13 protein-coding genes are annotated in these 13,579 nt (G+C 59.1%); 3 read left to right on the top strand and 10 right to left on the bottom strand.

Features of this window, described 5'->3' with window-relative positions:
• Positions 1 to 671: 671 nt before the first annotated feature.
• The 3 genes from AB4N64_RS24655 to AB4N64_RS24645 form a co-directional block, all read right to left on the bottom strand.
• On the bottom strand, positions 672 to 1,136 hold the full coding sequence (locus AB4N64_RS24655; protein ID WP_460119363.1) for an inhibitor of vertebrate lysozyme family protein: 465 nt from the start codon (positions 1,134 to 1,136) through the stop codon (positions 672 to 674).
• 2 nt (positions 1,137 to 1,138) lie between these two features.
• Entirely contained in the window at positions 1,139 to 1,303 is a 165-nt protein-coding gene (locus tag AB4N64_RS24650; protein ID WP_003177151.1) for a DUF1328 domain-containing protein, read from the bottom strand.
• A 71-nt stretch (positions 1,304 to 1,374) separates the two neighbouring features.
• Complete coding sequence (locus AB4N64_RS24645) at positions 1,375 to 1,662, bottom strand: hypothetical protein (RefSeq protein WP_460119361.1); 288 nt, start codon at positions 1,660 to 1,662, stop codon at positions 1,375 to 1,377.
• Positions 1,663 to 2,090: 428 nt separating this feature from the next.
• On the opposite strand from AB4N64_RS24645, the gene algB reads away from it, so the two are divergent.
• Together algB and AB4N64_RS24635 are read left to right on the top strand one after the other, a co-directional pair.
• Complete coding sequence (gene algB / locus AB4N64_RS24640) at positions 2,091 to 3,437, top strand: sigma-54-dependent response regulator transcription factor AlgB (RefSeq protein WP_460119360.1); 1,347 nt, start codon at positions 2,091 to 2,093, stop codon at positions 3,435 to 3,437.
• Between the two features lie 10 nt (positions 3,438 to 3,447).
• The gene (locus AB4N64_RS24635) at positions 3,448 to 5,235 is read left to right on the top strand and encodes a KinB sensor domain-containing domain (RefSeq protein WP_460119358.1); all 1,788 of its coding nucleotides are present in this window, start codon (positions 3,448 to 3,450) and stop codon (positions 5,233 to 5,235) included.
• 6 nt (positions 5,236 to 5,241) lie between these two features.
• On the opposite strand, the gene AB4N64_RS24630 is transcribed toward AB4N64_RS24635, so the two are convergent.
• The 7 genes from AB4N64_RS24630 to AB4N64_RS24600 form a co-directional block, all read right to left on the bottom strand.
• Positions 5,242 to 6,855, bottom strand: coding sequence for an EAL domain-containing protein (locus AB4N64_RS24630; protein WP_460119356.1), 1,614 nt, complete (start codon positions 6,853 to 6,855; stop codon positions 5,242 to 5,244).
• Between the two features lie 75 nt (positions 6,856 to 6,930).
• The gene (locus tag AB4N64_RS24625) at positions 6,931 to 7,713 is read right to left on the bottom strand and encodes an N-acetylmuramoyl-L-alanine amidase (protein WP_460119354.1); all 783 of its coding nucleotides are present in this window, start codon (positions 7,711 to 7,713) and stop codon (positions 6,931 to 6,933) included.
• A gap of 105 nt (positions 7,714 to 7,818) precedes the next feature.
• A complete protein-coding gene (locus tag AB4N64_RS24620) occupies positions 7,819 to 9,894 on the bottom strand; it encodes a GGDEF domain-containing protein (protein ID WP_460119352.1) in 2,076 nt (691 codons plus the stop codon).
• A complete protein-coding gene (locus AB4N64_RS24615; protein WP_460119350.1) occupies positions 9,891 to 10,769 on the bottom strand; it encodes an endonuclease/exonuclease/phosphatase family protein in 879 nt (292 codons plus the stop codon). The genes AB4N64_RS24620 and AB4N64_RS24615 overlap by 4 nt, the downstream gene beginning before the upstream one ends.
• 14 nt (positions 10,770 to 10,783) lie before the next feature.
• Complete coding sequence (locus AB4N64_RS24610; protein ID WP_460119348.1) at positions 10,784 to 11,425, bottom strand: thiol:disulfide interchange protein DsbA/DsbL; 642 nt, start codon at positions 11,423 to 11,425, stop codon at positions 10,784 to 10,786.
• 199 nt (positions 11,426 to 11,624) lie between these two features.
• Positions 11,625 to 12,236 carry a c-type cytochrome gene (locus tag AB4N64_RS24605; RefSeq protein WP_460119346.1) on the bottom strand — a complete coding sequence of 204 codons (612 nt, stop codon included), beginning with the start codon at positions 12,234 to 12,236 and terminating at the stop codon, positions 11,625 to 11,627.
• Positions 12,237 to 12,282: 46 nt separating this feature from the next.
• Positions 12,283 to 12,573, bottom strand: coding sequence for a c-type cytochrome (locus AB4N64_RS24600; RefSeq protein ID WP_460119345.1), 291 nt, complete (start codon positions 12,571 to 12,573; stop codon positions 12,283 to 12,285).
• Between the two features lie 191 nt (positions 12,574 to 12,764).
• Here AB4N64_RS24600 and yihA point away from each other — a divergent pair, with 191 nt between their 5' ends.
• The gene (gene yihA, locus AB4N64_RS24595) at positions 12,765 to 13,409 is read left to right on the top strand and encodes a ribosome biogenesis GTP-binding protein YihA/YsxC (protein WP_460119343.1); all 645 of its coding nucleotides are present in this window, start codon (positions 12,765 to 12,767) and stop codon (positions 13,407 to 13,409) included.
• Positions 13,410 to 13,579: the final 170 nt, after the last annotated feature.

Genomic DNA, 13,579 nt, shown 5'->3' with positions numbered 1-13,579 from the left:
ACTGGATGCGCAAACTGGACCGCTCATGGCGAAAAAGTCGTGTGCATCCGCCCCCGTATAAGGTACCCGGAGCGTTTTTATGGCTCTCTGGCAGCTGAAAAAAGGCGCAACTATTCCGATGCGGGGAAGCGGCGTCTAATGCCGTAAACGACTACCCTATGCCGAATCGGCATGAGGTTTATGAGTCAAAAGCGACGTCGCAAATGGTTCGAATGTGACATTTCGGCGCTTCAAGTGCCGTGAACCGGTCATCTCCGAGGTGAATGATTGATTTACGGTCAGTTATCCAAGCGGTGGTTTTCAGAAAAATCCGACATTGCCTCGCGACAAAACGCCGCAAAATAGATCGAGTTTTTCTCGATGTACGGTCATGAAGAAATCGCCGGCTGGAAATCACGAAGGGGTGAATGCAGGGAGGGGGCGATACCGAATGGATCGTCCATAAATATCTCAGCGTTGAGCAAGCTCTCCGCAAGTCCGTCGAACCAATATTGGACGGCGAACTTGCGTCGCAGCTTTTACCTGACCCGGCCCTTGCGCAGGCACTCCATGTACCCGTAGGTCACTCCGCCCCTGTAACAGGCAGAACGTCCCGACCCCTTGGTCATGCGCCTACCTTCCTCGGGCGGCGCATCAGAGAGAAGCAATGTTGCTTCTTTCATGTGACAGATTCAGTACCAGTTTGGATCTTTCTTTAGCTGTTCCATCAACATCGTCTGCATGCCCTGGTCGGGTTTGCCGAGGAAGCGATAGTCGGCATGCCGCGTTGGCGACTTGTCGGTCGGCAAGCCTGCCGGCACCTGCACCAACATCGCATACGCGTCCTTCCTGTCGAGGCTGACGGCAACGATCAGTCTGTTATTGCGGCAGGTGTCCGGAGTTTCGCAAAGCGGGCCCACCAGATAATCGTCGCCATCTTCCTGTACGGCATTCATTTGCTCAGCATTACCCGAGAGATTCATCACCCATTCCGGCAGGCGTTCTTCCTTCTTTACCACACCTTGCCAGGTGTCCCGGAACTGCGGGTCGCTGCTTAGCAGTTCGTTGACCCGCGTCTGGCCATCATTGGCCGCCATCGCTATGGCACTGCCGCCCAGAAGCAGGGCGGCTGCCAGCGTCTTGAATGGAACGTTCATCCTCAGCCCCGACCACGACGGCCAAAGAAGAACGAAGCAATGAACATCACCAGGAACACGACAAAGAGGATCTTGGCGATACCCGTGGCGGTGCCTGCGATACCACCGAAGCCCAGTACGGCGGCGATGATGGCAATGATCAGGAAAGTGATTGCCCAGCTCAACATGGTGATTCTCCTTACTTCTATTTAGAGGTCTTGCTCATGCCCGACGCGCTGCCCGCGTCAAGTTCGTATCTTCAAAATACCCAGCGCTCCTGGCGTGGCATCTCATCCAGGGGCTGAGCCTGGTCGACGTCCATCATGCGCAATGGCTGGTTTTCGGCGGCCGAACTGCGTGCGGCGCTGAAGTGAGTTTGAGTGGGATACTGAAACGATACCCGCGGCGCTTCCGGCTGCTGGCTCAGCTCCCAACGCAGCAGCTGTTGACCGCCAATCAGGGTGATCAACAGTGCCAGGACCGCGAACAGACCCTGCTGGATATGCAGTGGCGAGATACGCATTTGGGCGGCACGTTGGCGATTCATCCTGAAATTCCTCCCACACTGTGGTGTTTTGGTTGAGCGAGTGTTTTCGCTCGGGCTGAAAACACTATTGCAGTGTGCGTGCCAGCTTTTTCTTCACAAAAAATCTAATAAAAACAATGATTTAGTAAACACAAAAAATCAATGTCGGACGCATCCTGCACGATGCCCTATTGGTTGTCGTGCGAAATGCACGATAAATTCGTGGGAGCTTTCAGAATTTTTTGAATTGCGTGAGACACGCTGGTGTCTGATGGGGAGCAGATTCAGCCTCGAATGGCAGAACCGATAAAAACAGTGAAATCAGGTGATTAAAAACGGGGTGAGTAGATTTCTCCCCCGACGTGGCCGGAATCGACCAGAATTAACCATGCAACTTGCCCGATTTTTCCGGGACTAACAAAGATCATTCATTTAGGAGCGTAGGAAAAATGGAATCTGCCACCGAGCATCAGGGCCGCATTCTGCTGGTGGATGACGAATCCGCCATCCTGCGAACGTTCCGGTATTGCCTCGAAGACGAAGGCTATAGTGTCGCCACGGCCAACAGCGCGGCACAGGCCGATGTGCTATTGCAACGTCAGGTGTTCGACCTGTGTTTCCTTGATTTGCGCCTCGGTGAAGACAACGGTCTCGACGTGCTGGCGCAAATGCGTATCCAGGCGCCATGGATGCGTGTGGTGATCGTCACCGCACACTCGGCCGTGGACACCGCCGTGGATGCAATCCAGGCAGGCGCAGCCGATTATCTGGTTAAACCCTGCAGCCCTGATCAACTGCGCCTGGCGACCGCCAAACAACTGGAAGTGCGACAACTGTCGGCGCGCCTGGAGGCATTGGAAGGGGAGATCCGCAAACCCAAGGACGGCCTGGACTCTCATAGCCCGGCCATGAAGGTGGTCCTCGAAACGGCCCGCCAGGTAGCGACCACTGACGCCAACATCCTGATTCTTGGCGAGTCCGGCACCGGTAAGGGCGAACTGTCCCAGGCCATTCACGGCTGGAGTAAACGCGCGAAGAAATCTTGCGTCACCATCAACTGCCCATCGCTGACCGCCGAATTGATGGAAAGTGAGCTCTTCGGTCACAGCCGGGGCGCTTTTACCGGCGCCAGCGAAAGCACCCTCGGACGCGTCAATCAGGCGGATGGCGGGACGCTGTTTCTCGACGAAATCGGCGATTTTCCCTTGACGTTGCAACCCAAGTTGTTGCGTTTCATCCAGGACAAGGAATATGAGCGTGTCGGTGATCCGGTCACGCGTCGTGCTGATGTGCGCATTCTTGCCGCCACCAACCTCAACCTCGAGGACATGGTGCGCGAGGGGCGTTTCCGTGAAGACTTGCTGTATCGCCTGAACGTCATCACCCTGCATTTGCCACCGCTGCGTGAGCGCCGTGAAGACATCCTCAACCTGGCTGATCGCTTCCTGGCGCGCTTCGTCAAGGAGTACGCGCGACCGGCACGTGGTTTTAGCGAAGAAGCCCGTGAGGCTTTGTTGAGCTACCGATGGCCGGGGAACATCCGCGAACTGCGTAACGTCGTGGAACGCGCCAGCATCATCTGTCCGCAGGAACGTGTCGAGCTCAGCCATCTGGGCATGGCCGAGACACCGGCCAACAACGCGCCGCGCATTGGCGCGGCATTAAGCCTGGACGAACTGGAGAAAGCCCACATCGGCGCCGTGTTGGCCACCGCTGGCACCCTCGATCAGGCCGCCAAGACGCTGGGCATCGACGCGTCGACGCTGTATCGCAAACGCAAGCAATACAACCTGTGAGTTGCGCGTGATGAAACTGGCGATGAAGTTGCGTACTCGGCTTTTCCTGAGTATCTCCGCACTGATCACCGTCGCGTTGCTGGGGCTGTTGCTCGGGCTGGTCAGCGTGATGCAGATGGCGGGAACCCAGGAAGTATTGGTACGCAACAGCTTCGTCACCCTGGACCTTGGGCTGAAGCTGCGCCAGACCCTGGGCGACCAGTTGATTCTAATGCTGGGCAACAAGCCCGAGTCGCCGGAGTTCCAAGCGTCAAAACAGCACTATTTCGAATTGCTGGAGCAAGGCATCGCACATGATCTGGGCGAAGATCGGCGTTACGGATTCGCTCAAGCCAAGGCTGACTATCTGGATTTCCTTCAGGCTTTGGATCAGTCGAGCGATCCATCCCACATATTGAGTGGCAACGAAGAGCTGACCAGAAAATTCAATGTGGTGCGCAACGGGCTGATTACCGAGCACAAGAATGCGTTGGACGACATCAGCGACATGCAGCGCCAGGGGCGGGACCGGGCGCTACTGATTGCGGGGTTGTTGGGGTTGGTTGGCCTGGCGGTGCTGATCATCGGTTTCGTCACCGCACAGGCGATTGCCCGACGTTTCGGTGCACCCATCGAAGCGTTGGCCAAAGCTGCCGACAATATCGGCCAAGGCAACTTCGAGGTGACGCTGCCGGTGTCCTCTGCGGCAGAAATCAATCAACTGACCAAGCGTTTCGGCCTCATGGCTGAGGCGTTGCGTGAGCATCAGGCGACCAATGTCGACGAATTGCTCGCCGGTCAACAGCGCTTGCAGGGTGTGCTCGACAGCATCGATGATGGGCTGTTGATGATTGACCGCGAGGGTCGTCTGGAACACCTCAATCCGGTGGCGCAACGCCAGTTGGGCTGGGACACCGATTTCCTCGGGAAAGGACTGGGCTCGGCACTCGACAGGCCCGAACTGGATCAGCAACTGCAAATGGTGCTGCGCGGCGGCACGCTGGAGCGGGTGCCCGAAGACTTGAGTGTCGAGGTCGATGGCGAGTCGCGGTTGCTGACCTACAGCCTGACGCCGGTCAGTCATACCCAGGGCCATATCCTGGGTGCGGTGATGGTGCTGCATGATGTCACCGAGCAGCGCGCCTTCGAGCGAGTGCGCAGCGAGTTTGTCCTGCGCGCATCCCATGAGCTGCGCACACCGGTAACCGGAATGCACATGGCTTTCGGTCTGTTCCGCGAGCGTGCCCATTTCCCCGAGGACTCCCGTGAAGCGGATCTCCTGGACACCGTTAACGAAGAAATGCAGCGCTTGATGCAACTGATCAATGACTTGTTGAATTTCTCCCGCTATCAGAACGGATTGCAGAAACTCACACTGGCGCCCTGTTCCATCGAAGACTTGCTTGAGCAGGCCCGTTTGCGATTCGCCGAGGCAGCGCAGGCGAAGGGCATCGACTTGTTGGTGGAAGTCCAGGAGCCATTGCCGAGGTTGCAAGCCGATCAGCCACAGTTGGACCGGGTGCTGGATAACCTGATCGACAACGCATTGCGTCACACCGGCACGGGTGGCCAGATCCGCTTGCAGGGCCGACGTCATGGCGAGCGAGTGATTATCAGCGTCGAGGATAATGGTGAAGGCATTGCCTATGGCCAGCAGGGCCGGATCTTCGAACCCTTCGTGCAGGTTGGACGCAAGAAAGGTGGCGCTGGGCTGGGCTTGGCGCTATGCAAGGAAATCGTGCAGTTGCACGGCGGGCGGATGGGCGTTTATTCGCGGCCGGGGCAGGGCACGCAGTTCTATATGGCGCTGGCGGTCTGATTGGCGTCAGGCCTCGTCATCCAGGCGTCGTGCGGCGATACGCCGGCCACGGGTAATCAGCTCGATGAACTGCACGGCGCTCAATGCATGGGCGAACAGCCAGCCCTGGCCGAACTTCACCCCTTCACTGCTCAGGAACGCTGCCTGGGCTTCATGCTCGATACCTTCGGCAATGACCTTGAGTTGCAGCGCCTGGGCCATATGAATGATGTGTGGCGCAACGCCACTGCTGGCTGCGTCATGCCCCAGCGCATCAATAAACGCCTTGTCGATTTTCAGGCAATCCACCGGCAGGGTTTGCAGGTAGGCGAGGCTGCAATAGCCGGTGCCAAAGTCATCGATCAACACCTGGTGCCCGACATCACGCAGAGCCTGGAGGTTTTCCCGGGCCACCTCGACATCGATCAGCCCACGCTCGGTGACTTCAAAAGCAATCTGTCGGGCTGCCACGCGGTGCAGGGTCAACAGGCGCGCCATCACCTGGCCGATTCGCGGCACCATCACGTCGCAGGCTGCCAGATTGACCGAGATATAGAGCTGCGGATTGGCACGCAGTAAATGCCCCAACTGCTCCAGCAGACGTTGCAGGACGAAATCGGTCATCTGGCGGATCTGCCCGGTGTTCTCCGCCATGGGAATGAACAGGTCGGGGCTGGTCAGGGTGCCGTCGGGTCGACGCCAGCGCAGCAGGGCTTCAGCTCCGACGCAATGGCGGTTGTCGAGGTTGAAGATTGGCTGATACAACACCTGCAGCTCCCCGCGTCGTATCGCGCCCGCCAGCTCCGCGTCCAGCGACTGGCGCTGGCGCACCAGCAGGAACACCATGAAGCCCACCAATAGTCCTGCTATCAGGCTGGCCGGGCCCAACCACCACCATGCGGTAGGCACATGCCTGCCGGTGCGCGGCGAGATCAGCACCCATTGGTACTCGGGATTGTCGGTGGGCATGCGATAGATCAAGCGAGTCTGGGTCACTTGCAGGGCATCGCGTTTATCCGCTGGCCAGGCTTCGTCGGGGGGCCAGGCCTGCGCCGTACCCAGCACCGGGATGGCTCGCTTGCCGTGGTCGAGCACGACCAGAAGACTGCTGCCCGGCGACAGGTCGACCATATCGGTCAAATGCCCGCGAGAGGTCGCGACGCGAAAGTTGCCACGTCCCAGCATTAGCGCGGCGCGGTTTTCGTCGGGCTCGGTGGAGGTGTTCAGCCAATAGCTGTAGCCCGGATCCTTGATGTCCGGGGGCCGTATCATCGACAGGCCTTCCTGGCGGGGACGGTTGGAGCAGATCCGCGAACCGTCCATGAATGCGGCTTCGTACACGAAGCGATAATTGAACGTGACCTGTTGCAGCGTGGCGACCATTTCGTCGTTGCAGGTGCGCAATGGCTGGGCTTCCAGATCATCGAGACTTTCGCGCAATTGTCCGAACAGTTGCTCGAGACGCGCCAGGAAACGCTCACCTTGCGCATTCATTTCAAGGCTTTCGTTCTGCTGGATCTGGTTCAAGGCCACGAACATGCTGCCGGCCAGTAGCATTACAGTGCTCAGCACAGCAGCCAATATCGCCAGAAACCAGGGGCGATAAAACCAGCTACGGAGTGTCTCTCGAGCAGCAGTCATATTGGATATCCGAAGGATTACCAATGAGTTATAGCTGCTGATTTGGAAAGCGCGCTGACCGTCGGGCGGGCGTCATTATTTTGTCTGATTCAACACCAACAGAAGTGCGGCAGTTTGCGCGTCGGGCAGGCCGTCGAAGCGCGAAGGACGGAAATGCATCTGGAACGCCGCGAGCACATGACGCGTCGCGACGTCCAGCTCACCGGTTTGCGGCGTGGCATATCCAAGTCGGGCCAACTGCCCCTGGAACCAACTGATGCTCGGCAACTGGGTGTCGAATTGCGCCTGTTGCCGGGCCACTGCCTGTTCGTTCGGCCAGATACCAAGGCCTTCATCCGCCAGGCGTTTCCAGGGGAACAGCGGCCCAGGGTCGAGTTTGCGCAGTGGGGCGATATCACTGTGGCCGATGATGCTGCGAGGGTTGATGGCGTAACGTTTGCTTATGTCCTTTAGCAGGGCGATCAGCGACTGGATCTGTGCTTCGCTGTAGGGATACCAGAGGCGCTTGCCGTCCGCCGTTTCCTTGAAGCCGGGATTGACGATCTCGATGCCGATGGAGCTGGAGTTCAGCCAGGTTCGGCCTTGCCATTCGCTCTCACCGGCATGCCAGGCTCGAAGGCTTTCATCCATCAATTTGTAGATGGTGGCGTCTTTATCGTCGCCGATCAGGTAATGGCTGCTGACTTCGCCATGGGTCAGCAGTTGCAACGAGCGTTGCAGGGACGCGGAAGTGTAATGCACCACTACAAACTGGATGCGGCTGTCGTGATTGGCCGAAGGATGGCTGGTGTCGTACCGGGGCCCGCTGGCACAACCGGCCAACAGGATCAGCGAAAGGATGAGGGCAAGATATTTCATGGCAGAAGACAGCACGCGAAGGACAGTAATGCAACAGTGTAACGTACTGCCTCGCGCCGTGACGGCTGACCGGGCCCATTTCAACAAAATGGGACAAATTGCCCGTCAGCCGAGTTCGATCCGGTTGCGGCCGGCGTGCTTGGCCCGGTAGAGCGCCTGGTCGGCCCGCTTGAGCACCAGATCGCTGTGTTCGCCGGGCCTGAAGGCGGTCACTCCCATCGAAACGGTAATGGTCACTGGCTCTCCCTTGAAGTGAAACGGGCAGGCTTCGATTGCCGCACGCAATTTCTCCAGCAGTTTTGCTCCCACGGCGGGAACGGTGCCAGGCATCAGCAGGACGAACTCTTCACCGCCGAACCGGGCGATGAAGTCGGTGCCGCGCAGGCGTTTACGCAACACGCTGGCGATGATTTTCAGCACCTTGTCCCCAGCCAGGTGGCCATAGTTGTCGTTGATGCGTTTGAAATGATCGAGGTCGAGCATGGCCAGCAACAGGGTATTGCCATGTTGCTGCCATTGGCCGATCTCGTAATCCAGTCGTTCGCTCCATGCCGCGCGGTTGGGCAGGGTGGTCAGCGGGTCGATCAAGGCCTTCTGGCGCTGTTCTTCCAAGTGCTCGCGGTAGCCCAGCGCTTCCTGCTCCATATGCGCCACGCGTTCGGCCAGACCTTTAAGGCGGGCCGCGACCTCCTGCTCGCGCTCGTCGCGCTGCTTCTGGTGCTGATCCATGGTTCCAAGCAGACCTTCCAGGTGGTTCTCCAGCACGAGCTTGAGATCGTCGAGGTCGGCTGCCTCCTGCACGCTGCTCTGCAAGCCGTCGACTTGTTCGCGGATCTGCGTGTCCATCTCGCGCGCCGCCGATAGGTTGTCGGCGTGGCCATCGCTGGCCGCTTGCAGGTTGCTCTGGAAAGACTCCAGGCGCTCATTGAGCTGTTGCAAATAGACTTCGAACTCATGCTGGCCGCTGTCGTTGATGGCCAGCATCAAGGTCGCCAGATCGTCGAGAATCGGCAGCAATTCGTACCAATTCAATCCATTTTGCAGCCGGTCACGCATGGCTTCGGCTTGTGGGCGATGGCGCTCGGGCAACGACAAGTCGTCCAGCAGGCCCAGCAGGGTGTCTTCGATATGCTTGGCCACAGAACTGTAGGACGGTTCCGGCGAATCCGGCAGCGCGTAGAGAATGTCTTGCTCGGGTTGCTCCGGATCGATGGCGGCCAATGCCTGGGCCATGACCGGGGGCAGGGGCAGGCGGTCGAGGAAGACCTCCGGCGTCAGTTCGTCCGGATTGCCTTGCGGCGGTGCCGAAGCGACCGGCGTGGCGTCCGGCGGCTCATGTTGTTCGGCCTGCGGCGGCTCGGGCGTTTGTGCCTGCGGTGCGGGTAGAACTTCAAGAATGGGGGGAACAAACGCCACGACTTGCGCCGGTGGTGGTGCGGAGGGGGCCGCTTCGGTTGCCTGCGCCTCGTCCTCGACAGCTTGTTCGATTGACGGCGTTACGGGTGGCGCCTGGACCACTTGGGGCGCTTCGACCTCCACCTTTGACGGTGTGGGGGGCGCTGCGGCAACTTCTTGTTGAGCTTCTACGTCAGCCGGTTGCGCTGGCGACTGCACTGATGTCTCGAGCGCCACTGCCTGCTGCGGTGCTTCTTCGTTTTCACGCTGGCCAAACAAGCGCTGCAGCAAACCTGGCCGGCCAGGTTCCGCTGGGTGCTCCAGTTGACTCAGGGCCTTGCCTTGCAGCCCGCTCAGTTCGCTGAGCAGTAGCGGCATTTCACGAGCCTGGCCGACACGAGCGTCCAGTTGTTTGGCGAAGTTCTTCAGGGGGCGGCTGACTTCGCGCGGCAATGGCAAAGTTTGCAACTGAGTGACCAGTGCAGTCAGCGCGGCGCTGGTCTGGTTGACCCGGGTTTCGCGGCGTTGCTCGGAGTCAAGCACGGCTTTTTCCAAGCGAGGCAACAACGCCGCCAGGCCCGCATCCATTTCATCGGTGCGGATGACGTCGCGCATCTCCTTCATGCACTGGTCGACGGCGCGGTCAGTGCCTTCCGCCGCCAGGGTGCTGCGTACCAGCCCGCGCCGCAGCAGGTCGAGCCGGGCGTCCCAGCGACGCTCGAGCTTTTCCTGTTGTTCGACGCTCTTGAGGTATTTTTCTTTCCAGCGCTGTGTTTCGTCGCTCATTCAACGGTTCCGCGAAGGGCAGGACTCAACGCGGGCAATGCATCGGCCGTGAGCGAACCTGGCAGACGAATCTCTACCGCGACCGGCAGGTGATCAGAAATGGGTTGAGCCAGCACTTCGACTTTTTCGAGCGTCAGGGTCGGGCTCAGCAGAATATGGTCCAGGCAGCGCTGAGGGCGCCAGCTGGGAAACGTCGCTTCCACTTGCGGAGCCAGCAGGCCAAGGTCGCGCAACGGGGAGTTTTGGAGCAAGTCGCTGGCGTGGGTGTTCATGTCCCCCATCAGCACCTGATGCTTGTAGTCGCCGATCAACTCGCGAATGTACGCCAGTTGCAGGCTGCGGGTGCGGGCCCCGAGTGCAAGGTGCATCATCACCACCACCATGGCTTCGGGACCTTCGCCGAACCGCACCAGGATCGCACCGCGCCCCTTGGGGCCCGGCAACGGGTGATCTTCGATGGCCCACGGGCGCAGGCGACTCAGCACGCCGTTGCTGTGCTGTCCCAGGCGCCCGAGGTTGCGATTGAGTTGTTGATACCAGTAGGGAAAGGCGCCCAGTTGGGCCAGGTGTTCCACCTGATTGATGTAGCCGGACCTGAGGCTGCCGCCGTCCGCTTCCTGCAGGGCGACAAGATCGAAGTCGCCCAGCAAATTGCCGATTTTCTGCAGGTTATCGGCCCGCCCGGGGTGGGGCAGTACGTGCTGCCAGCCACGGGTCAGGTAGTGCCGATACCGCTCGGTACTGATGCCGACCTGGATATTGAAGCTGAGCAAACGCAGACGGCTGTCCGTGGGCAGACCCGTCGATTCCAGGTGATGATCGTTGACCCGCGGATCATGCAGGCCAACGACACGTTCAGTTCCCCAGCGGCGCATGGCGGTCGCAGCGCTTAGTTGGCCGCAGCCTTGTGGGTCGCTCGCTCTTTGTCGACCAGTTGGTCGGCGAGTTTCAAGGCCTCTTCCGCGCCACCGGCAGAGCCGATGTCAAAGCGGTACTTGCCGTTGACGACCATGGTTGGAACGCCGGTGATCTGATACTTCTTGGCCAGTTCACGGGCCTGGACGATCTTGCCCTTGATGGCGAAGGAGTCGAAGGTCGCCAGGAACTTGTCCTTGTCTACGCCCTGGGTGGCAAGGAAGTCAGCCATTTCGTTCTTGTCAACGAGCTTCTTGTGTTCCTTCTGAATGGCATTGAAGACGGCGGCGTGAACCGAGTGCTCGACGCCCATGGCTTCCAGGGTCAGGAACATCTGGCCGTGGGCATCCCACGGGCCGCCGAACATGGCAGGGATGCGTACGAAGTTGACGTCCGAAGGCAGCTTCTCGACCCAAGGGTTGATCACGGGTTCAAAGGCGTAGCAATGCGGGCAGCCGTACCAGAACAGCTCCACCACTTCGATTTTGCCAGGCACTGCGACCGGGACCGGATTGGCCAATTCAACATACGAGTCGGGGTGTGTTTCGGCGGCTTGGGCAGTCACGCCGAACAGGCTGGCAGCGACGAATGCGGCGCTGATGATCAGATTACGCATGCTTTACTCCTGGAGAATTTGAGTCGCCTCGCGCGACCTGTTATCAGACGGGTCTGTGCGGGCTCGAGTTCTGTAGTGTAACGGCAGCGGCCACAAAAAAGGGCGGCCGGAGCCACCCTTTTTATACTTGTTGCGACAGATTAATGGAGCGTTAACGTAGCGGCAGATGTAAGCCCGCACGCCGCCCGATTAGCCGCGCTTAGTGCAGGCCCTGAATGTAGCTGGACACTGCGGCAATGTCTTCGTCGCTCATGCGCTTGGCGATGCTCTGCATTGGCTTGGCGTCGCCGTCGTTGGTACGGCCGCCTTCTTCCTTGCGGAAATCGGTCAGTTGTTTGCCAACGTATTGAGCGTGTTGGCCACCCAGGTGCGGGAAGCCGGCGGCCGCGTTGCCTGCGCCATTCGGAGAGTGGCAGCCGGTGCAGGCTGGCAGGCCCTTGGCCAGGTCGCCACCACGGAACAGTGCTTCACCACGAGCCACGAGTTTAGGATCGGCGGCGCCAACGCTGCCTTTCTGGCTGGCGAAGTAGGCGGAGATATCAGCCAGGTCCTGATCGCTCAGGTTGGTCAGCAGGCCAGTCATTTCCAGTACCGTGCGCTTGCCGGACTTGATGTCGTGCAGCTGCTTGTTCAGATAACGTTCGCCCTGACCTGCCAGTTTCGGAAAGTTAGGCGCCATGCTGTTGCCATCCGGGCCATGACAGGCGCCACAGACTGCGGCTTTCGCCTGGCCAGCTGTTGCGTCACCTGCAGCATGGGCTACGCCGGAGATCCCCACGGTCAACAGCAGACTCACGATCAATTTGTTCATCAGCTAATCCAACTACGGCTAAGGGTTAAAGAGTTATGGACCGGGATCACTCGCTCATCCACTGGATGATGGTTCGGTAATCCTCGGCACTGCAGTCCATGCACAAACCACGCGGCGGCATCGCCTTGAAACCCTGGGTCACGTGTTGCACCAGCGTCTCCATACCTTTCGCCAACCTCGGCGTCCAAGCTTCCTGATCGCCCTTTCGGGGCGCCATGGGGAGTTGGCCGGAATGACAGGCACCACAAACACGGTTGTACACAGCTTCCGGATCCTGTGTAGCCTGAGCGCTGTAAAGCGGTATCAGGACTCCGGCAGCCAGCAGCCATTTCGTCATAAAACGACCTTTTCAGGGTTGAGAGCGTTCTGCGTTCTAATGCGCAATCAAGGTCATTCGCTCTCGTGAACTTCATCCTACGCTGGGACAAAGCGCACACAAAATCTGCGGCATTATATACTGGCGCTACTGAAACGGAAACGACACCGCTTGCCGCGTCCATTCCCGGCGCCGCCCACATCGGAAATCCCATGCAACTCAAGAACCCCATCCTCGGCCTGTGCCAACAGTCCACCTTCATGCTCAGCGCTGCCAAAGTCGATCAATGCCCCGATGACGAAGGCTTTGAAGTCGCCTTTGCAGGGCGCTCGAACGCTGGTAAATCCAGCGCATTGAACACCCTGACCCATGCCAGCCTGGCGCGAACCTCGAAGACCCCGGGGCGCACGCAACTGCTTAATTTCTTCAAGCTAGACGATGATCGCCGTCTGGTCGACCTGCCGGGCTACGGTTACGCGAAAGTACCTATCCCGTTGAAGCAACACTGGCAGCGACACCTGGAAGCCTATCTGGGCGGGCGCGAGAGTTTGAAAGGCCTGATCCTGATGATGGACATCCGTCATCCAATGACCGACTTCGACCTGCTGATGCTCGATTGGGCCGTAGCGAGCGGCATGCCGATGCACATCCTGCTGACCAAGGCGGACAAGCTCACCTACGGTGCGGCGAAAAATACGCTGCTCAAGGTTCAGTCCGAGATCCGCAAAGGCTGGGGCAGCACGATCACCATCCAGCTGTTCTCGGCGCCCAAGCGCATGGGGCTGGAAGAGGCCTACACTGTATTGGCGGGTTGGATGGAATTGGCTGACAAGGGCGCGGAGCCTGCCGCGGAGTAAATCGCAGGCAAAAAAAACCCCGGACTTCAATGGGGAGGGGGAAGTTCCGGGGTTCAAGTTCCGGACCGCTAGGGCGGGGTCCGAATATCTGCCAACACTTAACACAACATAGGAGCAATGAACGGCTTCACCAGCCATTCAGTTACTCTGAGTCGCAGTTCACGTATTTA

The organism is Pseudomonas sp. S2_C03 (genome assembly GCF_054668405.1).
The sequence above is the reverse complement of the archived record's forward strand: the minus strand, read 5'-3'. Positions and strand labels throughout refer to the sequence as shown.

Coding starts and splice junctions, on each gene's coding strand:
- AB4N64_RS24615 (WP_460119350.1), bottom strand. CDS start 10,769: ATGCGCCGCTGGGGAACTGAACGTGTCGTTGGCCTGCATGATCCGCGG.
- yihA (WP_460119343.1), top strand. CDS start 12,765: ATGCAACTCAAGAACCCCATCCTCGGCCTGTGCCAACAGTCCACCTTC.
- AB4N64_RS24605 (WP_460119346.1), bottom strand. CDS start 12,236: ATGAACAAATTGATCGTGAGTCTGCTGTTGACCGTGGGGATCTCCGGC.
- AB4N64_RS24630 (WP_460119356.1), bottom strand. CDS start 6,855: ATGACTGCTGCTCGAGAGACACTCCGTAGCTGGTTTTATCGCCCCTGG.
- AB4N64_RS24645 (WP_460119361.1), bottom strand. CDS start 1,662: ATGAATCGCCAACGTGCCGCCCAAATGCGTATCTCGCCACTGCATATC.
- AB4N64_RS24625 (WP_460119354.1), bottom strand. CDS start 7,713: ATGAAATATCTTGCCCTCATCCTTTCGCTGATCCTGTTGGCCGGTTGT.
- AB4N64_RS24600 (WP_460119345.1), bottom strand. CDS start 12,573: ATGACGAAATGGCTGCTGGCTGCCGGAGTCCTGATACCGCTTTACAGC.
- AB4N64_RS24650 (WP_003177151.1), bottom strand. CDS start 1,303: ATGTTGAGCTGGGCAATCACTTTCCTGATCATTGCCATCATCGCCGCC.
- AB4N64_RS24610 (WP_460119348.1), bottom strand. CDS start 11,425: ATGCGTAATCTGATCATCAGCGCCGCATTCGTCGCTGCCAGCCTGTTC.
- algB (WP_460119360.1), top strand. CDS start 2,091: ATGGAATCTGCCACCGAGCATCAGGGCCGCATTCTGCTGGTGGATGAC.
- AB4N64_RS24635 (WP_460119358.1), top strand. CDS start 3,448: ATGAAACTGGCGATGAAGTTGCGTACTCGGCTTTTCCTGAGTATCTCC.
- AB4N64_RS24655 (WP_460119363.1), bottom strand. CDS start 1,136: ATGAACGTTCCATTCAAGACGCTGGCAGCCGCCCTGCTTCTGGGCGGC.
- AB4N64_RS24620 (WP_460119352.1), bottom strand. CDS start 9,894: ATGAGCGACGAAACACAGCGCTGGAAAGAAAAATACCTCAAGAGCGTC.